Annotated in this window: 16 protein-coding genes and 1 tRNA gene; 7 read left to right on the top strand and 10 right to left on the bottom strand. The window is 62.6% G+C overall.

The window, feature by feature from the left end; all coding sequences use genetic code 11:
* Positions 1–12: 12 nt before the first annotated feature.
* On the bottom strand, positions 13–1,089 hold the full coding sequence (locus GSQ73_RS02720) for a GGDEF domain-containing protein (protein WP_158881679.1): 1,077 nt from the start codon (positions 1,087–1,089) through the stop codon (positions 13–15).
* Between the two features lie 282 nt (positions 1,090–1,371).
* On the opposite strand from GSQ73_RS02720, the gene GSQ73_RS02715 reads away from it, so the two are divergent.
* Positions 1,372–3,270 carry a M61 family peptidase gene (locus GSQ73_RS02715; RefSeq protein WP_158880752.1) on the top strand — a complete coding sequence of 633 codons (1,899 nt, stop codon included), beginning with the start codon at positions 1,372–1,374 and terminating at the stop codon, positions 3,268–3,270.
* Positions 3,271–3,402: 132 nt separating this feature from the next.
* Positions 3,403–3,479, top strand: a tRNA-Arg gene (locus GSQ73_RS02710).
* Between the two features lie 153 nt (positions 3,480–3,632).
* On the opposite strand, the gene GSQ73_RS02705 is transcribed toward GSQ73_RS02710, so the two are convergent.
* Complete coding sequence (locus GSQ73_RS02705) at positions 3,633–3,986, bottom strand: hypothetical protein (protein WP_158880750.1); 354 nt, start codon at positions 3,984–3,986, stop codon at positions 3,633–3,635.
* Positions 3,987–4,998: 1,012 nt separating this feature from the next.
* Here GSQ73_RS02705 and GSQ73_RS02695 point away from each other — a divergent pair.
* Positions 4,999–7,926, top strand: a complete 2,928-nt coding sequence (locus GSQ73_RS02695; protein ID WP_158881677.1) for a TonB-dependent receptor — start codon at positions 4,999–5,001, stop codon at positions 7,924–7,926.
* Positions 7,927–7,948: 22 nt separating this feature from the next.
* On the opposite strand, the gene GSQ73_RS02690 is transcribed toward GSQ73_RS02695, so the two are convergent.
* Entirely contained in the window at positions 7,949–8,944 is a 996-nt protein-coding gene (locus GSQ73_RS02690; RefSeq protein WP_158880746.1) for a LysR substrate-binding domain-containing protein, read from the bottom strand.
* Positions 8,945–9,358: 414 nt separating this feature from the next.
* On the opposite strand from GSQ73_RS02690, the gene cysK reads away from it, so the two are divergent.
* Positions 9,359–10,300: a cysteine synthase A gene (gene cysK / locus GSQ73_RS02685; protein ID WP_158880744.1), complete on the top strand. Its 942-nt coding sequence runs from the start codon at positions 9,359–9,361 to the stop codon at positions 10,298–10,300.
* Between the two features lie 66 nt (positions 10,301–10,366).
* Here cysK and GSQ73_RS02680 read toward each other — a convergent pair whose 3' ends face one another.
* The 3 genes from GSQ73_RS02680 to GSQ73_RS02670 form a co-directional block, all read right to left on the bottom strand.
* Positions 10,367–10,996 (bottom strand): hypothetical protein, encoded by a 630-nt coding sequence (locus GSQ73_RS02680; protein ID WP_158880742.1) that lies wholly within the window; start codon positions 10,994–10,996, stop codon positions 10,367–10,369.
* 197 nt (positions 10,997–11,193) lie between these two features.
* Entirely contained in the window at positions 11,194–12,018 is an 825-nt protein-coding gene (gene queF, locus GSQ73_RS02675; protein ID WP_158880740.1) for an NADPH-dependent 7-cyano-7-deazaguanine reductase QueF, read from the bottom strand.
* 59 nt (positions 12,019–12,077) lie between these two features.
* Positions 12,078–13,070 carry an aldo/keto reductase gene (locus tag GSQ73_RS02670; RefSeq protein ID WP_158880738.1) on the bottom strand — a complete coding sequence of 331 codons (993 nt, stop codon included), beginning with the start codon at positions 13,068–13,070 and terminating at the stop codon, positions 12,078–12,080.
* A 108-nt stretch (positions 13,071–13,178) separates the two neighbouring features.
* Between GSQ73_RS02670 and GSQ73_RS02665 the strand changes: the two genes are divergently transcribed.
* Both GSQ73_RS02665 and GSQ73_RS02660 read left to right on the top strand, forming a co-directional pair.
* Positions 13,179–14,078 carry a LysR family transcriptional regulator gene (locus GSQ73_RS02665; protein ID WP_158880736.1) on the top strand — a complete coding sequence of 300 codons (900 nt, stop codon included), beginning with the start codon at positions 13,179–13,181 and terminating at the stop codon, positions 14,076–14,078.
* A gap of 323 nt (positions 14,079–14,401) precedes the next feature.
* Positions 14,402–14,782: a hypothetical protein gene (locus tag GSQ73_RS02660; protein WP_158880734.1), complete on the top strand. Its 381-nt coding sequence runs from the start codon at positions 14,402–14,404 to the stop codon at positions 14,780–14,782.
* Positions 14,783–14,871: 89 nt separating this feature from the next.
* On the opposite strand, the gene GSQ73_RS02655 is transcribed toward GSQ73_RS02660, so the two are convergent.
* Positions 14,872–15,264: an acyl-CoA thioesterase gene (locus GSQ73_RS02655; protein WP_158880732.1), complete on the bottom strand. Its 393-nt coding sequence runs from the start codon at positions 15,262–15,264 to the stop codon at positions 14,872–14,874.
* Positions 15,265–15,464: 200 nt separating this feature from the next.
* Between GSQ73_RS02655 and GSQ73_RS02650 the strand changes: the two genes are divergently transcribed.
* Positions 15,465–17,801 (top strand): S9 family peptidase, encoded by a 2,337-nt coding sequence (locus GSQ73_RS02650; protein WP_158880730.1) that lies wholly within the window; start codon positions 15,465–15,467, stop codon positions 17,799–17,801.
* 103 nt (positions 17,802–17,904) lie between these two features.
* Here GSQ73_RS02650 and GSQ73_RS02645 read toward each other — a convergent pair whose 3' ends face one another.
* The 3 genes from GSQ73_RS02645 to GSQ73_RS02635 all read right to left on the bottom strand — a co-directional run bounded on the left by GSQ73_RS02645 (position 17,905) and on the right by GSQ73_RS02635 (position 20,569).
* Positions 17,905–19,767 (bottom strand): M56 family metallopeptidase, encoded by a 1,863-nt coding sequence (locus GSQ73_RS02645; protein ID WP_158880728.1) that lies wholly within the window; start codon positions 19,765–19,767, stop codon positions 17,905–17,907.
* A 1-nt stretch (position 19,768) separates the two neighbouring features.
* Positions 19,769–20,155, bottom strand: coding sequence for a BlaI/MecI/CopY family transcriptional regulator (locus GSQ73_RS02640; protein ID WP_158880726.1), 387 nt, complete (start codon positions 20,153–20,155; stop codon positions 19,769–19,771).
* An 84-nt stretch (positions 20,156–20,239) separates the two neighbouring features.
* Positions 20,240–20,569, bottom strand: coding sequence for a hypothetical protein (locus GSQ73_RS02635; RefSeq protein WP_158880724.1), 330 nt, complete (start codon positions 20,567–20,569; stop codon positions 20,240–20,242).
* Positions 20,570–20,655 lie beyond the last annotated feature (86 nt).

Genomic DNA, 20,655 nt, shown 5'->3' with positions numbered 1-20,655 from the left:
GGCATAGCGCGATCAGGCGACCCTGACCACGCGATCGCGACCGTTGCGCTTGGCCAGTCGCATCGCCTGATCGGCCCGCGCGAGCAGGCTTTCGATGGTTTCGTCCGCATGGTGGCATTCGGCGATGCCGATGCTCACGGTCAACGGGCCATCCGGCCGGCGCACCGAGTGCATCGCCACACGCAGCCGCTCGGCTTTTTCCGACGCCTGGCGCATGCCGAACCCCGGCAGCAGCAGCGCGAATTCTTCGCCGCCGATGCGGCCGATCAGCGTGGTGTGACGCGCCTGCGAACGCAGCGCGGCGGCGAGTGCGGTCAACGCTTCGTCGCCGGCCGCATGGCCGTGCTCGTCGTTGAGCCGCTTGAAGTGATCGGCGTCGAGATACAGCATGCAGGTCGGCAAGCCATCCTGTTGCGCGTCGACCAGCTGGTTACGCGCGAGTTCGAGAAAGCGGTTGCGCAGCAGCAGGCCGGTGAGGCCGTCGGTATTGGCCTGCTCGCGCAGTTGTCGCTCCAGCCGGAACTGTTCGAACAAAGTGCGCGTCATGAAAGCGCGCAGCACAGTCGAAGCGCAGATCGAGATCGCCATGTACACGGTGAACTGGAAAATCTGCGTGCCGCCCTCGCCAATGCCGAACAGCAACATCGGCAACGGGCCCAGCGCGCACAACAGCATGGCGGCGAGGAAATCCCAGCGGCCGGGCCAGATCACCGACGACGCGACCGGTACCAGCAGGCATCCCGGCAACACCCACGGCAGGCCGGCCGGGCGACCGAAACCATTGAGATTGATGCCGATTTCCAGCAGCGCCACGCACAGCAACGTCAGCAGGCTCAACGGCAAAGGCGAGCGGACTTTTCTCGTCGCCACTGCCACCAGCAGCAGCGGCAAGACCGGCGTCAGTCGCCACGCGAGCGGGATGGCGGAACCGGCCAGCAAGGCGCTGGCACCGGTCGCGGCGAGGTAGGCAACCACCGCCACCAGCATCAGCGCGTGCACCATCGGCGCCATCTGCAGCGCCAGGTAATCGCGATATTCGCGCTGTCCCTGCAGGCCGCCGGCTTCCCTGCCCGGGAACAGGGCATGCATGCGGGAGCGGCCGACGGGAGCGCGGGTGTCCATGGGAGAAGTCACAGCAAGATAAATGCCAGAGGGCCCTGGGAACCGGCGAAGGCGATACACAGCCATGACCTTCGGCATGGGTTAAGCGCAGCAAGTCGGGTCTAGCATCGACGCCTTCGATCCTCGCCGCGCGCGGTTGCCTGCACCGGCGGACAGCGAAATTTTCCGCCCTCGAGCCTTCCGCACAGACGTTTTCGTGGTTTGTCTGCCGGTATCGCGGGCCTCGTCGTTTCCATCTTGGAGAACCCAGTGAAAGTTACCCGCCTTGCTTCAGCCATGGTTGCCGCCGCCTTCGGGCTGGGCAGCTTCGCGGCGCTCGCCGATGTCGCGGCACCGCAGGATGTGCCGTATCAGGGCACTCTCAAGATCAACGTCGATGCCACCGATATTGCGCACCGCATCTTCCGCGTGCACGAGGTGATTCCCGCGGCGCCCGGCCCGCTGACCCTGTTGTATCCGGAGTGGATTCCCGGCAATCACTCGCCGACCGGACCGATCAGCAAGCTGGCGGGTCTGGTCGTCAAGGCCAATGGCACCACGCTGCCGTGGACGCGCGATCAGTTCAACGTGTACGCCTTCCATGTCGACGTGCCGCAGGGCGCCAGCGGCGTCGAGGTGGATTTCCAGTACCTGTCACCGCTGAGCCAGCGCGAAGGCCGCGTGGTGATGACGCCGGAAATGCTCGACGTGCAGTGGAGCGCCAACACGATCTATCCGGCCGGCTACTTCGCCCGACAGATCAACACCGAGCCGAGCGTGAAGCTGCCGACCGGCTGGCAGGCGGGCACGGCGCTGGAAGTCGCGTCGCGCGACGGCGACACGCTGAACTTCAAGCCGATCAACTACGACGACCTGGTGGATTCGCCGATTTTCGCCGGCAAGTATTTCAAGCGCGTCGATCTCGATCCGGGCGCATCGACGCCGGTGCACATCGACATCGTCGCGGACGATCCGAAGTTCCTGGAGATCAAGCCGGAGCAGTTGAAGGTGCATCAGAATCTGGTGCAGCAGATGTACAAGATGTACGGCGCGCACCACTACGATCACTACGATTTCCTGCTGTCGCTCAGCGAGAAGATGGGCGGCGAAGGACTCGAACATCACCGCTCCAGCGAAGACGGCACCGGTACTGACTACTTCACCGACTGGGAGAAATCCGCGCTCGGTCGCGACCTGCTTTCGCACGAGTTCAACCATTCGTGGGACGGCAAATATCGTCGCGGCGCGGATCTCGCCACGCCGAACTTCAACGTGCCGATGGGCGATTCGCTGCTGTGGGTTTACGAAGGCCAGACGCAGTTCTGGGGTCAGGTGATGGCTGCGCGCTCGGGCATGTGGACCACCGACCAGACGCACGACATGCTCGCCTTTGTCGCGGCCACTTATGACCAGGGTCGCCCGGGCCTGGCCAGCTGGCGCAACGTGCAGGACACCACCAACGATCCGACCATCGCACAGCGCAGCCCGTTGCCGTACCGCAACTATCAGGGCAGCGAGGACTACTACTCGGCCGGCCAGATGATCTGGCTCGAGGTCGACAGCAAGCTGCGTGAACTCAGCGGCGGCAAGAAGACCATCGACGATTTCGGCAAGGCTTTCTTCGGCGTCAACCCGGGCAAGTGGGATGTCGATACGTACACCTTCGAGGACGTCACCAAGACGCTCAACGGCATCGCGCCGTTCGACTGGGCAAGCTATCTGCGCACGCGCCTGGATGGACACGGGTCGCTGATCGGCGGCATCGCATCGCACGGCTGGAAGCTGGTCTATACCGACAAGCCCTCCGCAGCAGTGAAGGCCATCGAGATGCGCCGTCACGCGGCCGACCTCACCTATTCGCTGGGCGTATCGGTGGGCAAGGGCGGCGACATCGGCGACGTGCTGTGGGATGGCCCGGCCTTCAAGGCTGGTCTGTCGCCCGGCATGACGATCGTGGCCGTGAACAGCCACGACTATGACGCCGACGCACTGAAGGATGCCGTCACCGCCGCGGCGAAGGATCGCAGCCAGCCGATCGAATTGCTGGTGAAGAACTTCGACGAGTACCAGACCATCCGCATCGACTACCACGGTGGCCTCAAGTATCCGCACCTGATGCGCGAAGAGGGCAAGCCGGACACGCTGACCGCCTTGCTCAAGCCACGCTGACCGGACCATTCCGCTCCCTGCGCAGGCAGGGAGCGGCCTTCCACTGCGGCACCTCGAACATCAGCCGCCTCGGCTATACTGCGCACCCTGCGTCGAACCGCCCGTCATGGACGTTCGCCGCAATTGCCACATGCGCTCGTAGCTCAGCTGGATAGAGTACTGCCCTCCGAAGGCAGTGGTCGTGGGTTCGAATCCCGCCGAGCGCACCATCATCGACAAGAAAGAAGGCCACCTCGACGGGTGGCCTTCTTTTTTGTGGACGTCCATCTTCCATACGAGGTCTTCGGCGCGCGGGGATTGATCACCGAGATTTTTCTGGAGCGCGCCGTTCCCGATCGCGAGACGTCATGTCGGATTTTTTATCAGTGCATGGCCTTTGGGGCCGGATGCTCCGTCCCGGGCGTCGTGGATTGTCCATTGCTGGCTTGCACCTTCGCTACGTAGGCACCGTATTCCGATTTTTCCAGACGACCGTTTCCGTTTGCGTCCGAATCGGCGAGATGCATCCGCAAGGGCTTCAGCGCTTCGACATCCTTCGGGATATCCGCGCGAGTCAGGAATCCGCGATGTGTCTTGTCGAGATCCTCGAAGCTTGGTATGGCCTGATCATTGGCAGCTGACGCCTGGCCCTGCCACGGCGAGGCAGGTGATGTTGGCGAGTAGGCGGCGCCAAGCAGGAACGCAGCAGCAACAAGCGCGGGAATGGAAATTTTCACGGTGCACTCCTCTTCTGAAGGTGTCCGGATGATCGGTGCATCGTCGTTAGCGATTTGTGAGGCAGCTGCGTGGGGAATGTGAGTGCCTGACATTGCGTCGGAATGCGCGGGTGCCTTGAAGAATCCGCCAGCACTTCATCGGGGCCGCAAACCCCTGTGTATAAGCGCATGACAGAGGCCCATGACGACACTGCTGATAGCGATATCGATCGCCGGCTCTGCGGCGTCATCAACTGTTCGGGCCTGGAACGATCGCCGTGTCCGACGCGTACTGGCATGCCTGAAGCTGCATGCGCTGTATTTGCTCATCGGGCGTTCCCGAAAGGCAGGCCTCCATGGTTTCTTCGCGAAGCTTCGGGTTCCGGGCGTAGACCGTCGGATCAGCGTGCATGGAAAGCAGAAATTCTGAAGCAGATCGCGGAACGCGATCGCAACCCGCGGAAATCAGCGTCAGCGCAGTGACGAAGAGAAAAGCGGCGCGGTTCATGGGGATTGCCGGAATGGGAGCGGGAATGCTGAGGCCGTTGCCTCAACGGAGCCATAGCCAATTGGAGACGTTTGTCGTGTCCTGTTCGTGACCGATCGGTTGCAGGTGGATGCGCGGTAGCCCATCCGGTTCGGCAGTCACGTAGACATTCGCGCCATTCGGAGCAATAGCCACCGTAAGGTCATCTGCCGCCGCACAGCTGCGCCGGGCAAACGGAATGCTTGAGCATCGAGTGCCGGAGTCGAGCGGGACAAACACGTCCCGAAACTTTGCTGATATCGATCTCATAGAACTTATCGTTCTTTAGGCATGACGAAACGTCATAGAAATGGACGTCTATACGTCCAAACATCATGTTACGTTTGTTCTCGCGCTGCATCGCAGCAAACAACGCCGTCGCTTCAGCGCGAAGTCACGGCGAGCAACCGTCGAGGAACAACGCTCTTGAACAAGAAACACCTTTCTCCACAAAGGACACTGGCTTTTTTCGTAGCCGCGGCGCTGGTCTCGATCGCCTCGCCTTCCATGGCACAGTCCACCACCGGCAGCATCTTCGGACAGGCACCCGCCGCCGATGGAGAAACGGTGCAGGTACGCAGTTCGTCGGGCGTTGTCCGCGAGGTATCGGTGGACAGGCATGGGCATTACGTCGCGCCGCAGTTGCCGATCGGCTCTTACGTGGTTTCCTTGCTGCGCGAGGGCAATGTCGTCGATTCGCATGCGGATGTGAATCTGCGCGTGGGCACAGGCACGGAAGTATCTTTCGGGGCTGTTGCCGCGAAAAACCTGGGCGCCGTTTCCGTGACTGCGCAGAACCTGCCGGTGATCGATGTCACTTCGGTGGATTCGCGCACCGTGATCACCGCGAAGGAACTCGCGCAGTTGCCGCTGGCGCGATCCGCCGAAGCGATTGCACAGCTGGCGCCGGGCGTGGTCAACAACAGCGGCGGCTACACCGGTCGCACCGGACAGTCGCTGGTCAGTTTCGGTGGCAGCGCGGCGAGCGAGAACGCGTATTACATCAACGGATTCAACACCACCGATCCGCAGCGCGGGCTGGGTGGCATCACGCTTCCGTATGGCGCCATCGATCAGCAGGAAATTTACACCGGCGGCTACAGCGCGCAGTACGGTCGCTCCGACGGTGGCGTGATCAACATGGTCGGCAAGCGTGGCGACAACGAATGGCATTTCGGCGCGCAGGCGCTGTGGGAGCCTGCGTTCGCGCGCTCCAACGGCACCGACACGTATTACACCAACGGCCTGCCAGCCATCCTCACGGCCGGCAGTCTTTACGATCCGAAAAGCAGAAATCGCGGATGGACCACCACCTACGATGCCTACGTCGGCGGCCCGCTGATCAAGGATCGGCTCTTCATTTTCCTCGCTGCGGAAGCGTCCAAAAGCGTCGGCAACACGGTCAACAACGTGACCAGCGCGACGCCGTACCAGACCTATGACGACAATCTGCCGAAGTGGTACGGCAAGATCGACTGGAACATCACCGACAGCAATATCCTCGAACTCACCGGCGCGTCGAGCAAGGACGAAACGTCGGGCAAGATTTACAGCTACGACTACAACACGCTGCAGCGTGGCGGCTTCATCAACAACGCCGACGACATCAAGACCGGCGGCGATCTCTACACCGCCAAGTTCACCAGCTACATCACCGACACGCTGACCCTCACCGCGACCTACGGCAAGATGACCAACGTCAACTACGACGTGCCGGACGGCTACGACAGCAGCCTCACTTTCCTCGCCGATACGCAGTCCCAAAACCCGGCATTGAACGGCGGCAGGGCCATCACCAATAACCAGATCACCTCATCGCTGTTTGATCCGAACCGGCACGACACCAGCAACAACCTGCGCATCGACCTGAGTTACCAACTCGGACAACACACGATTTCGGCAGGCGTGGACAACCAGAACTCGCGCGCGATCTCGCAGGGCAGCCAGGCTTCAGGGCCGGGTTATACGTGGCAATACGCCAACACCAACACGCCCGATGTGCCGTTGATTCCGAATCTTGGTGTGGGCGCACCCGGCGATTATCCGAACGGGCAATCGGGTTATTACGCGATCCAGAACGTCAATAATTCGGTCGCCAGCGTGCGCTCGGCGCAGCGCGCGCAATATGTCGAGGACAAGTGGCAAGTCAGCGATCGCTGGCTGCTGTCGCTGGGATTGCGCAACGACCAGTTCACCAACTTCAACGCCGATGCGCAGCCGTATATCCGGCAGCGCCAACCGCAATGGGCGCCGAGGCTTGGTTTCAGCTGGGACGTCAACGGCGACTCCAGTTTCAAGGTGTATGGCAACGCGGGCCGCTATTACCTTGGCCTGCCGTTGAACCCGTCGTTGAATGCCGCGGGCGCCTATGTGTCGACCCAGCAATACTTCACGTACAGCGGCATCGCCGCGGACGGCACGCCTACCGGGCTCACGCCATTCTCCAACGCCGTGTCGCCCAACAACACTTACGGCGTGCTGCCGGATCCGAAAACGGTGACGGCGCAGAATCTTCGATCCGAATTCCAGGACGAGTTCATCCTCGGCTTCGTCAAGTCGATCGGCAACGAATGGACGTATGGCGCCAAGCTGACCCGGCGCATCCTGCGCAGTGACATCGACGACTACTGCGATGTGCCGGCGATCGAGAACAAGGCCGCCACGCTCGGCTACGACGTCAGCGCCACCAACAGCTGCTATCTGATCAACCCCGGTCGTGCGAACACGTTCACCGTGCTGGATACGGGCGGCGCCTATCGTAGCGTCACGCTGAGCAATGACGAGATGGGTTTCCCCCAGTTGAAGCGGAAATACTACGGACTCGAAACATTCCTCGAGCATCCGTTCGACGGCAGCTGGTACGGCAAGATCGACTACGTTTTCTCGCGCAGCTACGGCGACACCGAAGGGCAGTTGCGTTCGGACATCCAGCAGACTGCCGCGTCGACAAGCATCGACTGGGATTTTCCGGCCTTGATGTCCGCCAGCAACGGCGCGCAAAGCAATGACCACACGCATCAGATCAAGTTGTTCGGCTACTACCAGATCACGCCGCAATGGCAAGTGTCCGGCAACGTGCAGCTGGTCTCGGGCAACCCGCGCAACTGCCTCGGCTACTACGGGCCATTGCCCGTGTCCGATCCGGACGGCTATGGCAGTTATTACCACTGGTGCGGCGGCCAGCCTTCACCGCCGGGAACGCATCGGTTGCCATGGAACCGGCAGGTCGATATCGGCGCAACCTATCGGCCGTCGATCGCCACCGGCAAGCTGGCGTTTTCGCTCAACGTCTTCAACGTGTTCAACTCGCAAACCATCCTCAACGCCTATCCGTATTTCGAGGCATCCCGTGGCACGCCCGATCCGTTGTACGGCTCGGCCGTGGTGCGCCAGCAGCCACGATACGTACGGGTAAGCGCGACCTACGACTATTGAAATGGAGATGGGCGACGAGCGATCAGGCGGCGTTGCGCAATGCGGTGGCTTGTCGTTCGCGCCAATGCGGAATGGCGAGCCAGTCGATGCTCGATCCATCCGCGGCAAGTGCATGCACGACATCGTTGCGATCGAGGTGTGGCGCAAACAGGTTGATGAATTCCAGCGCGTAATCACGCAACACGCTTTCCTGGCGCAACACGATCCAGGTCGTGCACGGCGCAAACAGATGATCCGCCGGCAACACCTGCAGGTCGGTATCGCCCGGCAGTATCGCCATCTCCGCCAGTACGCCGACGCCGAGGCCGGCGCGCACGTATGTCTTGATCAGGTCGGCATCGCCGGCCGTCATCGCGATCTGCGGTCGCAAGCCGGCCCTATCGAACGCGCGACGCAGCGAGGACTCCGGCAGCATCGAGGATTCGTAGCTGATCAACGGCAGGGTGGCGAGTTGTTCCAGCGTCAGCGGCTTTCTGCGCGACGCGAGTGGATGGTTGCGCGGAACGAGGATGACGCGTTGCCATCGATAAGCCGGCAGCGCCACGCCAAACGCGGGTGGCGCGCCCGTGCTGCTGACCACGGCGAGATCCGCGCGGCCGGTTTCCAGTTCTTCCAGTACATCGGCGTCGCGCCCCGGTTGCAGATGCACGCTGACTTCGGGATAGCGCCGCGACAACGCGCCGATCGCCTGCGGCAAGGCGAAGCGCGCCTGCGTATGCGTGGTGGCAATGCGCAATTCGCCGCAGGCGTCGTTGCGCAGATTGGCAGCGATCGAGCGAATGTTCGCGGCCTCGGCGAGTATCGTGCGTGCGCGCTCAAGCACATGCTGGCCGGCGTGCGTGACCGCGTCGAGGCTCTTGCCCTTGCGGAGAAACAGCTGGAAGCCAAGTTCCTCTTCCAGTTGCCGAAGCTGCTTGCTCAGCCCGGACTGTGTAGCATGCACGCGTTCGGCAGCCAGCGTGATGTTAAGGCCCGAATCGGCGATGGCGATGAGGTAGCGCAGTTGCGTAAGCGTCATGACGGAAGACTCGTGAACGATCGTGGTCGTGGGTTCGAAGCGCGAATGAAACCCTGCGACATCGCGTGGAACGACTCGTCCTGAGGCACGACGACGTGGCACGCAAAAGCCGCAAGCGGTTGCGGATACGTCGTTCGTGATGGCATGTGCTCGTCATGTTTGGACGTTTATACGGCCGATTCATTTCTTTATCAAGCATCCACGGCTTCCTTCACGCCAAGTCCGCGCGTTCATTCTCCATATGGAGCAACCGGCCGGGCATGAGTGAATCGAGGCTGGCGATGCCGTAGAAATGCAAGCGCGGCCATCGACATACAACGTCCGGCTGGTTGCGGTCCATCATGCGTGACCGGATCATGGATGCAGGCTGCTAGTCGCCGCCGCACCCATTCCTCCTCCTTCGCGGACTACGACATGATCTACGAAAGCATTCTCGACACCATCGGCAACACGCCCATCGTCAAGCTGCACCGGCTGGCGCCGAAGCACGTCGACATCTACGTCAAGGTGGAGGCATTCAATCCTGCCGGTTCGGTCAAGGATCGACTCGCGCTGGCAATCATTCTGGATGCGGAACAACGCGGCACGCTCAAGCCCGGGCAGACGGTGGTCGAGGCGACTTCCGGCAACACCGGCGTGGCGCTAGCAGCGGTGTGCGCTGCGCGCGGTTATCCGTTCGTGGCGGTGATGGCCGAGACGTTCTCGATCGAGCGGCGCAAGTTGATCCGTGCGTATGGCGGCAGGGTGCTGCTGACGCCGGCCGCTGCGCGCGGAACCGGCATGGTGATCAAGGCGAAGGAGCTGGCGCAGAAGCACGGATGGTTCCTGGCCAATCAGTTCGACAACCCCGCCAACCCGGCGTACCACCGCAACACCACGGCACCGGAAATCCTGCGCGACTTTGCTGGTCGCCGGCTCGATTATTTCGTCAGCGGCTGGGGTACCGGCGGCACGATCACCGGCGTGGGCGAAGTGCTGAAGGTGGCGCGACCCGAAGTGAAGATCGTTGCGGCCGAGCCGGCCGGCGCTGCGCTGCTGTCGGGCAAGGAATGGCAGCCACACAAGATCCAGGGCTGGACGCCGGACTTCGTGCCGACGGTGCTCAAGCGCGACGTCGTTGACACGATCCTGCATATCGACGATGTGCTCGCTCGCGATACCTCACGCGAGCTGGCGCGGCAGGAGGGAATCTTCACTGGCATATCTTCAGGTGCGACGCTGGCTGCGGCTCTGCAGCTCGCATCGAACGCGCCCGAAGGCACGGTGCTGCTGGCGATGCTGCCGGACACGGGTGAGCGTTATCTGTCGACGTTCCTGTTCGAGGGCGTCAACGAAGGCTCCGACGAGGTCGAATGAGCCTCGCGAATGGCCGCATGAAAAGGCGCCCTCAGGCGCCTTTTTCGTTTGCCGATTGCCGTTGCATCAGCGTTTCTTGATCTCGAAGTTCTGTTCGCTCACGGACTTGCCGTCCAGCGAGATTTCCACCTTGTACTTGCCTTCGGGCCACAGGTCCGGGTTCTGCACCTTGAAGGTGGTGACGGCCGGGCCTTCGGTAGCAATCGCCTGGCTGACGCTGCTGATCATCTGGCCATTGCCCTCGAGGTAGCTCCACTTGGCATTCAGCGTGGCGCCGGCGCTGCGGCCTTCGGTGGCGACGCTGGCGTAGATGGTTTTCTCGTTGGTCGGGAAACTCGTGCCGGCGCGTGTGACCTGATGATCGGCATTGACCACATCGCCCACGGTCACTTTCGCCACCGTCAGCGCGTTGTCGGCAGGCGCTGCCGCCGCAGCGGTCGCCGGTGTTGCTGGCGCTATCGCGGAAGCCGTCGTGCCTGCGGCCGCCGGGGTCGGCTTGATCGCCGCAGTGGTTGCTGGAGCAGGAGCCGGGGCCGTGGTGGCAGCCGGCGTGGGAGCCGGAGCCGGTGTCGTGGCTGCCGTGCCGGCTACGGCCGGCGGATTAGCCGCGGGTTCCTTCTTGCCGCAGGCGCCAAGCAGCAAGGCAGCAGCAACCGTGGCGCTGCAAAGGATGGCGGAGCGAGGAGAGATTTTCATGGTGACTCCCTGAGCGGTGGCAACGGCTTGCGCCGAACATGATGGCTTGGCGACATCATCCGTGATGCGCTGGGCCGAACCCGAAGGCTAACGCGCCGGATATGAAGCGCCGATTACCGGCATGCACGGTCGTGCCTTGGCTTTTACCGAGTGGGGGCAAGCACATCGTTTTGCTCGGGACAGGTTGCCGCACCCATCTACTGTCGAACCGTGCGCGGATTGCCCGGCGTGGCAGGCACGCTGCTGCGGAACGGGTTGATGTCCAGTCCGCCGCGGCGCGTGTAACGACCGTACACGCTGAGCTGTTGGGGCGCGCACTGGCGCATCAGGTCCACAAAGATGCGCTCCACGCACTGCTCGTGAAATTCGTTGTGCGTGCGGAACGAAACCAGATAACGCAGCAGGCCGGCATGGTCGATCGGCGCGCCGCGATAGGCGATCTGCACGCTGCCCCAATCGGGCTGTCCGGTCACCGGGCAGTTCGAACGCAGCAGATGCGATACCAGCGTTTCCTCGATGGGCGTGGTGCCCATGTCGGCACTCAGGAAAGCTGCGTCGGGCGGCCCGTAGTGATCGACGTCGATGTCGAGTGCATCGATCAAATGGCCGTCCATATCGACAACGGGCAACGAGCTGCTGCGGCATTCGCTCAGTTCCACACTCACGACTGCACCGGCCACTGCGGAAAGGTCGTGCATCAGCGTGGTGCTCAACGTGGAAGCGTCGGCGATGCGTTCCTGCGCGAAGCTGTTGAGATACAACTTGAACGATTTGGATTCGATGATGTTCGGCGACGACACCGGCACGCGGAATTCGGCGAGGCCGACGACGGGCTTGCCGCGCGGATCCAGCCACGACAATTCGTACGCGTTCCATATATCCGCGCCATGGAACGGCAGGTCTTCGGCCACACCGATTTCCGCGCGCTTTTCGGCACGCGGAATCGGAAAAAGAAGGGAAGGGTTGTAGCGATCGGCGTAGACGACGTCCTTGCCGAGCGGAGATTGTTCGGGCGTGTTCATGCCGCGCAGTCTAGCCGCACCGCATCGGTTCTCTGCTGAAAAGCCGATGCGGCGATAGATCAGAGATTGACGCCCTGCATGCCGGCTTCGGCATAGCGCGGGCCGGCCGCCGCATCGGGTGGGAACAGTGCGTCGATCGCCTTCAGATCAGCTGCGCTCAGCTTGACGTCGAGCGCGCCGATGTTTTCGTCCAGCCGCGAACGCTTGCGGGTGCCGGGAATGGCCAGCACGTCTTCGCCCTGCGCGAGCACCCACGCCAGCGCGAGCTGCGCGGGTGAGCAGCTCTTGTCGGCGGCGATTTTCTTCACCTGTTCGACCAGCTGGAGATTGCGCGTGAAGTTGTCGCCCTGGAAACGTGGATTGCCGCGACGGAAATCATCGGCATCGAAGTCGTCAGGCGAACGGATCGCGCCCGTGAGAAAACCACGTCCGAGCGGCGAGTAGGCGACCAGGCTCACGCCGTTCTTGCGGCACGCGGCGAGCATGCCGTTCTCTTCCGGATCGCGCGTCCACAGCGAAAATTCCGTCTGCAATGCGGCGATCGGATGCACCTTGCACGCGCGTTCGATGGTGGTGCCTGCCGCTTCGGAGAGGCCCAGAAAACGTACTTTGCCTGCGCGCACCAGTTCGGCCATCGCGCCGACGGTTTCTTCGATCGGCACGTTCGGATCGACGCGGTGCTGGTAGTAAAGGTCGATGGTGTCCACGCCGAGGCGCTTGAGGCTGCCCTCGCACGACGCGCGAACGTACTCCGGCCGGCCGTTCACGCCGCGCGCCTTCGGATCGTTCGGGTCGCGCACGATGCCGAACTTCGTGGCGATGAAGGCATCCTTGCGACGGCCCTTGATCGCTTTGCCGACCAGCTCTTCGTTGAGATGCGGGCCGTACATGTCGGCGGTGTCGAGAAAATCGAAACCGCGGTCGAGCGCATGCTGGATGGTGGCGATCGATTCGACGTCGTCGCGCGCGCCGTAGAAATCGCTCATGCCCATGCAGCCGAGGCCAAGGGCTGAAACCGCCGGGCCGTTTTTGCCGAGAGTGCGTGTCTGCATCGTGGTTCTCTCAATCGGGGTTGAAGGGACGGACATCGTGCGCCGATGCGCAGGCCGGATAAACAGTCAATAATGACGATCACCATTCCACGAGAGACAACAATCGCCATGGACCGTCTGCTTGCCATGCGGCTGTTCACGCGCATCGTCGAACTGGGCAGCTTTACCGCCGCCGCCGATGATCTGAGTCTGCCGCGCGCCACCGTGACGCATGCGATCAAGCGGCTCGAATCGCGGCTCGGCACGCAGTTGCTGCAACGGACCACGCGCCGCGTGAGCACCACGCGCGATGGCGAAACCTACTACGGCCATTGCGTGCGATTGCTGGCCGACATGGACGAGGTCGAAACGGATTTCCGCGAGGCCGCGGTGCAGCCGAAAGGTCGACTGCGCATCCACGTTTCCGCGTCGCTCGCGCGCTTGCTGGTGATCCCTTCGCTGCCTGCGTTCTATGCGCGTTTTCCGCAAATCGAACTGGACATCGGTACCGGTGACCGCTTCGTCGATCTGGTGCGCGAAGGCGTGGATTGCGTGGTGCGTGTAGGCGAGCTTGGTGATACGGGAATGGTGGGCCGGCGGCTCGCGGTGCTGCAACAGGCGACCGTGGCGAGCGCCGATTACTTGCGCCGGCACGGCCGTCCGCAGTCCATCGCGGATCTGCACAACGGACATTTCGCGGTGAACTGGGCATCGCCCACCACACGCCGCGCCGAACCCATGGAGTTCATGGTGGGTCGTCGGCGGCGCGAGGTGAGCTTGCCTGGAAAGGTGACCGTGAGCGGGGCAGATGCGTACCTTGCCTCCTGCGCGGCCGGGCTGGGATTGGCGCAGTTCTCCCGCTATCGCGTGGCGGAGGAACTCGCGAGCGGCGCGATGTGCGAGGTGCTCTCAAGCACACCGCCGCCATCCTTGCCGATGACCGTGCTGTATCCGCCGCAACGGCAGATGCCTGCGCGGCTACGCGTTTTCATCGACTGGCTGGTGGAGCTCACAGCGGACCAGCGCTGAGCCGATGCTCGCCGGGTCGATGGCGGCGAGATTCGGGAGTTGTCGGTCGGCGAGCGCGGCGAGGAAACGCCGAATCGACCGCGTTTCGACGCTTGCAAGCCAAATCCCTCATCAGATGTAGGCATCGGCCTATCGTTTTCGGCTCACCGGTCAATCTAGCATCGGCTTGGTTTTGCCTGGCCCGCATGGGCGACAGGCGAAATCGCTTTGATGCCAGGGGGAAAGTTCGGTGACAGCTACGCGGGCCGCGTGTCCGGCACGCGCGGCGCTGATGCTTTGCCGTGGCGTCATACCGCTCGTCATTCAAACAGGAGAAACCATCAGTGAAGATCAAAGCGATCGCCCTCGTTGCCACACTCGCCGTGTTCGCCGGCCACGCCCAACCGGCCTTCAGCACGGGAAGCGACCCTGCAAGCAGCGCTTCCGTGGTCGGTACGCCGGCTGCAGGCAGCAAGTTTTCGAAGATCAGGGTCGGCATGTATTCCAAGGAGGTCATGGACCTCATCGGGCCGCCAACCGACCAGAAGTCGTACGCGACCGGCAAGGCGTGGATCCCGTTCCACTTCGGCGGCGACAACTACCGCATGGAGTTTCTCTACAAGGGTGAAGGTTCGTTGACCTTCTCCGGCGGCGGCATCGGCAGCAGTGCGTCCAAGCTGATCCGTATCACCGTCAACACGCAGGAAAGCGGTTACATCCACTGATCCTGCGCGGGCCCGCTGACCGGATCGATGAATCCGTCAGCGGCCCCGACCGGCGTTGCTGGTGGACGGCCGCAGCGCGCGGTCCGAGCTCAGTCCACCGATCCCGGCATCGCCGGCACATGGGTCGGCGATCCGTTGGAATCCAGCGCGATCATCACGAAGCGGCCGGTGGTGCAGACACGTCGATCGCCGCTGAGCGGATCCTCGGCGGTCATCTCCACTTCGACCTGCATTGAACTGCGCCCCACGCTCACCACGCGAGCCACCAGTTCCACCAGCTGGCCCGTACGCACGGGCACGCGAAAATTCACTTCCTCCGACCGCGCGGTGACTACCGTGCGGCGCGCATAGCGCGAGGCCACGATGAATGCGGCCTTGTCCATCCACGCCAGCGCCTGCCCGCCGAACAGCGTGCCGAGGTGGTTGGTGTGATCGGGGAAAACCATTTCCATCAGGCGGGCTTCGCTCGGGGCAGTCGGCATAAGGTCTCTGGGCTCGGAAGCGTGGCCGGCGAATTGCCGACGTTGCACGCGGTCGTGCAGTGTATTCGCTGCCGACAAATGGGTCGTGGTCCGGGCCAGACCTTTGGCACAGGAGTGGCGGTGTCGATCGCGATAGGATCGGGCGGTTAGGCACCTGCGTGGTCAGCCGGCCACGCCATCCGTTCACGGGGAGAAACACCATGCATTCGATAATCGGCAAATCGCGTCTGGTTGGCGCGATCATGTTGGGGCTGTTGTCGGCCGGCGTCGCCGCGCAGGGACGCGTGCTGACCAACGACGATTACGCGCGCGCGGAACGCCTGGACATCTTCCATACGATGCCGCTGGTCGATCACGCGGTGTCGAAGGTGGACTGGCTCGACAACCAGCACTTCTGGTTCCGCGACCACGACGCGAGCGGCGATCATTTCACGCAGATGGATGCGTCGAGCGGCAAGGCCTCGCCGCTGTTCGATCAGGTGGCGCTTGCCGCCGCGCTGCACGAGGCGACCGGGAAGCCGGTGGATGCGACGAAGCCCGGCATCGTCGATTACGAAGCACTGCCCGACGATCGCATCGATGTCATGCTGCGCGACGCGCGTTTCCGCTGCGACATGAAAGGCAAGGTTAGCTGCGTCGATGCAGAGAAATCCGCATCGAAAAAATCCGGCAGCGAGCCGGGCGTGCTGTCGCCAGACAAGAAATCCGAAGCGTTCATCCGTCACTGGAACCTGTGGCTGCGCGATGTGGCCAGCGGCAGCGAAACCCAGCTCACCACCGATGGCGTGGAGAACTTCGGTTACGCCACTGACAACGCCGGGTGGAAGCACACCGACAACGCGATCCTGGTGTGGTCGCCGGATTCCAAACAGATCGCCACGTTCCAGCAGGATCAGCGCAAGACCGGCGACATGTACATGATCAGCACCAACGTCGGCCATCCGAAACTGGAGGCGTGGAAATATCCGCTGGTCGGCGACAAGGACGTGACGATGATCGAGCGCGTCATCATCGACGTGCCGAATCGTTCGGTGTTGCGGCTGAAAATGCCGCCGGATCAGCATCGTTCCACCTTGTGCGACGACGTGAGCTGCGGCCCCGATGGCGGCTGGGATGATGTGAAGTGGGCGCCGGACGGAAAGACGCTGGCGTTCGTCTCCACCTCGCGGGATCACAAGCGCGAATGGTTCCGCATCGCCGATGCGAAAACCGGCGCGATCCGCACGGTGTTCGACGAAAGCGTCAAGACCTATTACGAAAGCGGCAACGACCAGGTCAATTGGTTCTACCTGCCTGAAACGCATGAAGCGGTATGGTTCTCCGAACGCAACAACTGGGGCAACCTGTACCTGTACGACCTCGACAGCGGCAAGCTCAAGCACGCGATCACCACCGGCGAAGGCAACGTCACGCAGGTGCTGAAGGTGGATGCGAAGACACGCACGCTGTGGTTCCGCGGCGTCGGCCGCGAGTCGGGCGTGAATCCGTATTACCAGCAGTTCTACAAGGTCGGCCTCGATGGCGGAAAGCCGGCATTGCTGACGCCGGAAGCTTCGGACCACACCGTGGAGCTCTCGCCGGATGGACGTCTATTCGTCGACGCCTATTCCACGACCACCGTTCCACCAGTCACCGTGGTTCGCAGCGCAGATGACGGCCACACCGTGTCGCAAGTCGCCAAGGCCGATATCCGCCGGTTGGTAGCTGCCGGCTGGGTACCGCCAACGCCGATCACAGTGAAGGCACGCGACGGCAAGACGGATCTCTATGGGCTGCTGTTCAAGCCGACGCATTTCGATACGTCGAAAAAATATCCGATTGTCGACTACATCTATCCGGGCCCGCAGACCGGCTCGGTACGCGGGCGCAGTTTTTTCCCGGCGCATGGCGACAACCAATCGTTGGCGGAACTCGGCTTCATCGTCGTTGCCATCGACGGCATGGGAACGCCGTGGCGCTCGAAGGCATTCCATGACGCGTATTTCCAGAACATCGGCGACAACACGTTGCCCGATCAGGTCGCGGCGCTGAAGGAACTCGGCAAGCGCTATGCGTGGGTCGATCTCGATCGCGTTGGCATCTGGGGACATTCCGGCGGCGGCAATGCCACGGCCGATGCCCTGTTCCGCTATCCGGATTTCTTCAAGGTCGGCTGGTCGGAAAGCGGCAACCATGAAAACCGCAACTATGAAGACGACTGGGCCGAGAAATGGCAGGGCCTGCTGGTCACCAACAAGGACGGCACCACCAACTACGACGACCAGGCCAACGAGAGCATGGCGAAGAATCTCAAGGGACACCTGATGCTCACGCACGGCACCATGGACGACAACGTGCCGACATCGAACACGCTGCTGGTGGTCGATGCATTGATCAAGGCGAACCGTGATTTCGACATGATCCTGATTCCGAACGCGCATCACGGTTATGGCATGGCGTCGTCGTATATCGCGCGCCGTCGCTGGGATTACTTCGTGCGAAATCTTGCCGGCGATACGCCGCCGAAGGATTACCCGATGTCGCCGCCGAAGATGTAGTGCCTGTCATGCGACCCACGAAAATCGGTGGGTCGCATCATGCAATCGTCGGATAAAAAGATGGCCCGGTCCGGCGTCACGCGCCGGCCGGGCCATTCGTCGGTCAACGGGAATGGATGGTTTGCGCGGCACCTTTTGCCAGCGCTTCGTCGATCAGTTTTCCGATCTGCTGGTTGGCCTGGGTGGAGGCCTCTTCCTGGCGTTTGCCGAGCGCATCCTGTTTCGCGCCCAGCGCGTCCTGCTGCTTGCCCAGGACATCCTGTTCACGACCCAGTTCGTCCTGTTTCCGTGCAAGCTCGTTTTCGCGCTCGGTGATTTTCGCCTGCTGTGCGTCGATTTTCGCTTGGCGTCCTTCGTTCGGCTGAGTTGTCGACGCGGCCTGCACGCTGGCGAGCCGTGCCTGCTCGGAAGCCAGTTGACCTTGCAGCGAGCCGAGTTCGCTTTGGCGTGCGCCCAGGCCGCTCTGCAAGCCGCCCAGGTGACCCTGTTCGCCACCGAGCTGACCTTGCTGCGTGGCCAGTTCGCTCACTGGCGCATAGATCGCCTTCGCCCGCTGGATGTAACCGCTGTCGCGGACCACGTATGACTGGCTGCCGCGGCGGAACCACAGGATCGGCTCGTTGCCCTTGCGCAACTGCTTCACGGAATCGACGTCGGCGTCGGAGCCATTGATGGTGACCGAGTCACCATCCATCAGTGCGAAACCATCTTCCGTGCGCGACGACGTCGTATCGATGTGGACGTGACGTGCGGTGAACCCACCCTTCGGCGGCGGAGGCGGTGGTGGCGGAGGAGGAGGAGGTAACGGCGCATGCGGCGGTGGCGGCGGTGGTGGTTGCGGCGCGACCGGTGGTGCAGGCGGTGCAACGTCCTGCGCAATGGCTGCGTGATCGAGACCGGTCGACGCCACAGTGGCGTCATTGGTGCTGCTCGCCGTGACGCGATACGGCAGAACGCCTGCCACCGCGACCAGCGCGATCAGCAGCCAGCCGCGCATGCGCTGCCGGGGTGGGTTGTCGGTTTGCTGCAACATGGTCAGTCGCCTCTTCAGATTCTGGAACGACGGGGAAGCTCCGGCGAGGCCGGAGTACATGGGGTGCGCCACGCCAAGGCGCAGCAGCAGACGACCGTAGGCTTGCGGCACGGCGCCGGTCTGCTGCAGCACCTGCGCATCGCAGGCCGCCTCGCGGCTGAGTGCGTACTCGCGTACGGCCCACGCCACCAGCGGATGGAAGAAAAACAGTCGCTGCGCGATGGCCGGAACCCAGCTCAGCCAGAGATCGCCGCGGCGAAGATGGGTCAACTCGTGCGCGAGCGCGAGCGACGATTCCTGCGCGCTGAGTTCGTGATTGGCAGGAAGCAGAATGGTCGCGTGCCACAACCCTGTGACCTGTGGCGAGACGATCGCATGCGACACGCGCAATGCCGGCGTGCGACGAAGTTTCAGCGCGCGTACCTGTTCCGCGCATAGCGCCTGCAATGTCGGATCATCCAGCGGCTGGGCAACACGCAACACCGCGCGCGCCTTGCGCCAGTCGCGTGTGATCAACACGAGTTGCATCAGCACGCCAGCGAGCCACAGGCACATCAGTGCAAGCGGACCCTGCGTGCGCGCGAACCGCATTGATGTCGCGACAACGTCCGGCGCGCGCGACGTCGATGAACTCGTCGAGACCACGCGATGCGACACGATGTTCGGCGTGATCCGCAACACCTCAGCGTGGGCAGCAACGACCGCGACCTGCGGCGGTGCCGACAGCAGCGGCAGCTTCACCGGCGATGCCATGGTGAGGCCAAGGATCAACTGCACGCCGATCAGCCACCACAACATGCTGCGCGCGGCGGCCGGAAGTTGCGGGAGCAGGCGACCGACAAGCCACAGCACGCCGATCAGCACGATCGCCTGCGCGGACGTCCAGGCCAAACGGGAAAGCAATGCGTCAGCGAACGAATGGAGAGCGTCCATCTCACGACTCCTTGCGGCGGGATTGCAGCCGGTTCACCAGCGCCTTGAGCTCGGCGAGTTCGTCGTCGCTGACTTCGCCGCGTTCGGACATCCACGCCACGAACGGCGATACCGATCCGCTGAGCGTCTTCTCCACGAAGCTGCCCACCGCCGTGCGCATCGCTTCGGCCGGACCGGTGGCCGTGCTGTAGCGAAACATGCCCTGCGACTGCTTGCGGCGAACGAAACCCTTGCTGCGCAGCCGCTCCATCATCGTGAGCACGGTGGATCGGGCCAACCCGCGCGGCTCGCCGAAACCGGCGGCGACTTCGCCGACCGATGCGCTCCTGTTGTCGTCGAGATAGTGCAGGAGCGCGAGCTCCTGATCACCGATGGAAGGTTTGGCCATGTCCGGTCACCGCTTGACTACAGGTGTAGTCAAGCTACGCCATGGCGACACGTGTAGTCAAGTGCTGCAAGCGTGCCCGCTAAATCATCCGCGCAGATACTGTCCAAGATGATCGCTGCGATATTTGCAAACATTGAAATTCTTCTGGACGAGTGTGCGGCCGCCGACGAACACCGTGCGCAGGTCGTGCAGGCATTCATTGGCCTGTTGGCGGATCGCGACGGTCGTGGAATCGCCGCCACCATGAAGTGTGCCGACTGGAATCGCGTGGAAGTCGTTGCTGCCGGCCGACGCCACCGCAAACGAGGCGACGCTGTCCGGCGATGTGTTGATCACATCGACGTAATGCACGTTGCCTGCGCATGCCGTGCCGGACATGCCAATGAATCCTGCGAAAACGAGATGTTTGAACATGTCGAAGCTCCTTGTGGTGGCTGGCGTTTACCGTCGCGTCGAAGGTCGGATGCGCGCAGCGGTTGAATCGACACTGCGCTGCGCAC

The organism is Rhodanobacter sp. L36 (assembly GCF_009765755.1).
In the GTDB taxonomy this organism is placed as follows: Bacteria; Pseudomonadota; Gammaproteobacteria; order Xanthomonadales; family Rhodanobacteraceae; genus Rhodanobacter.
The sequence above is the reverse complement of the archived record's forward strand: the minus strand, read 5'-3'. Positions and strand labels throughout refer to the sequence as shown.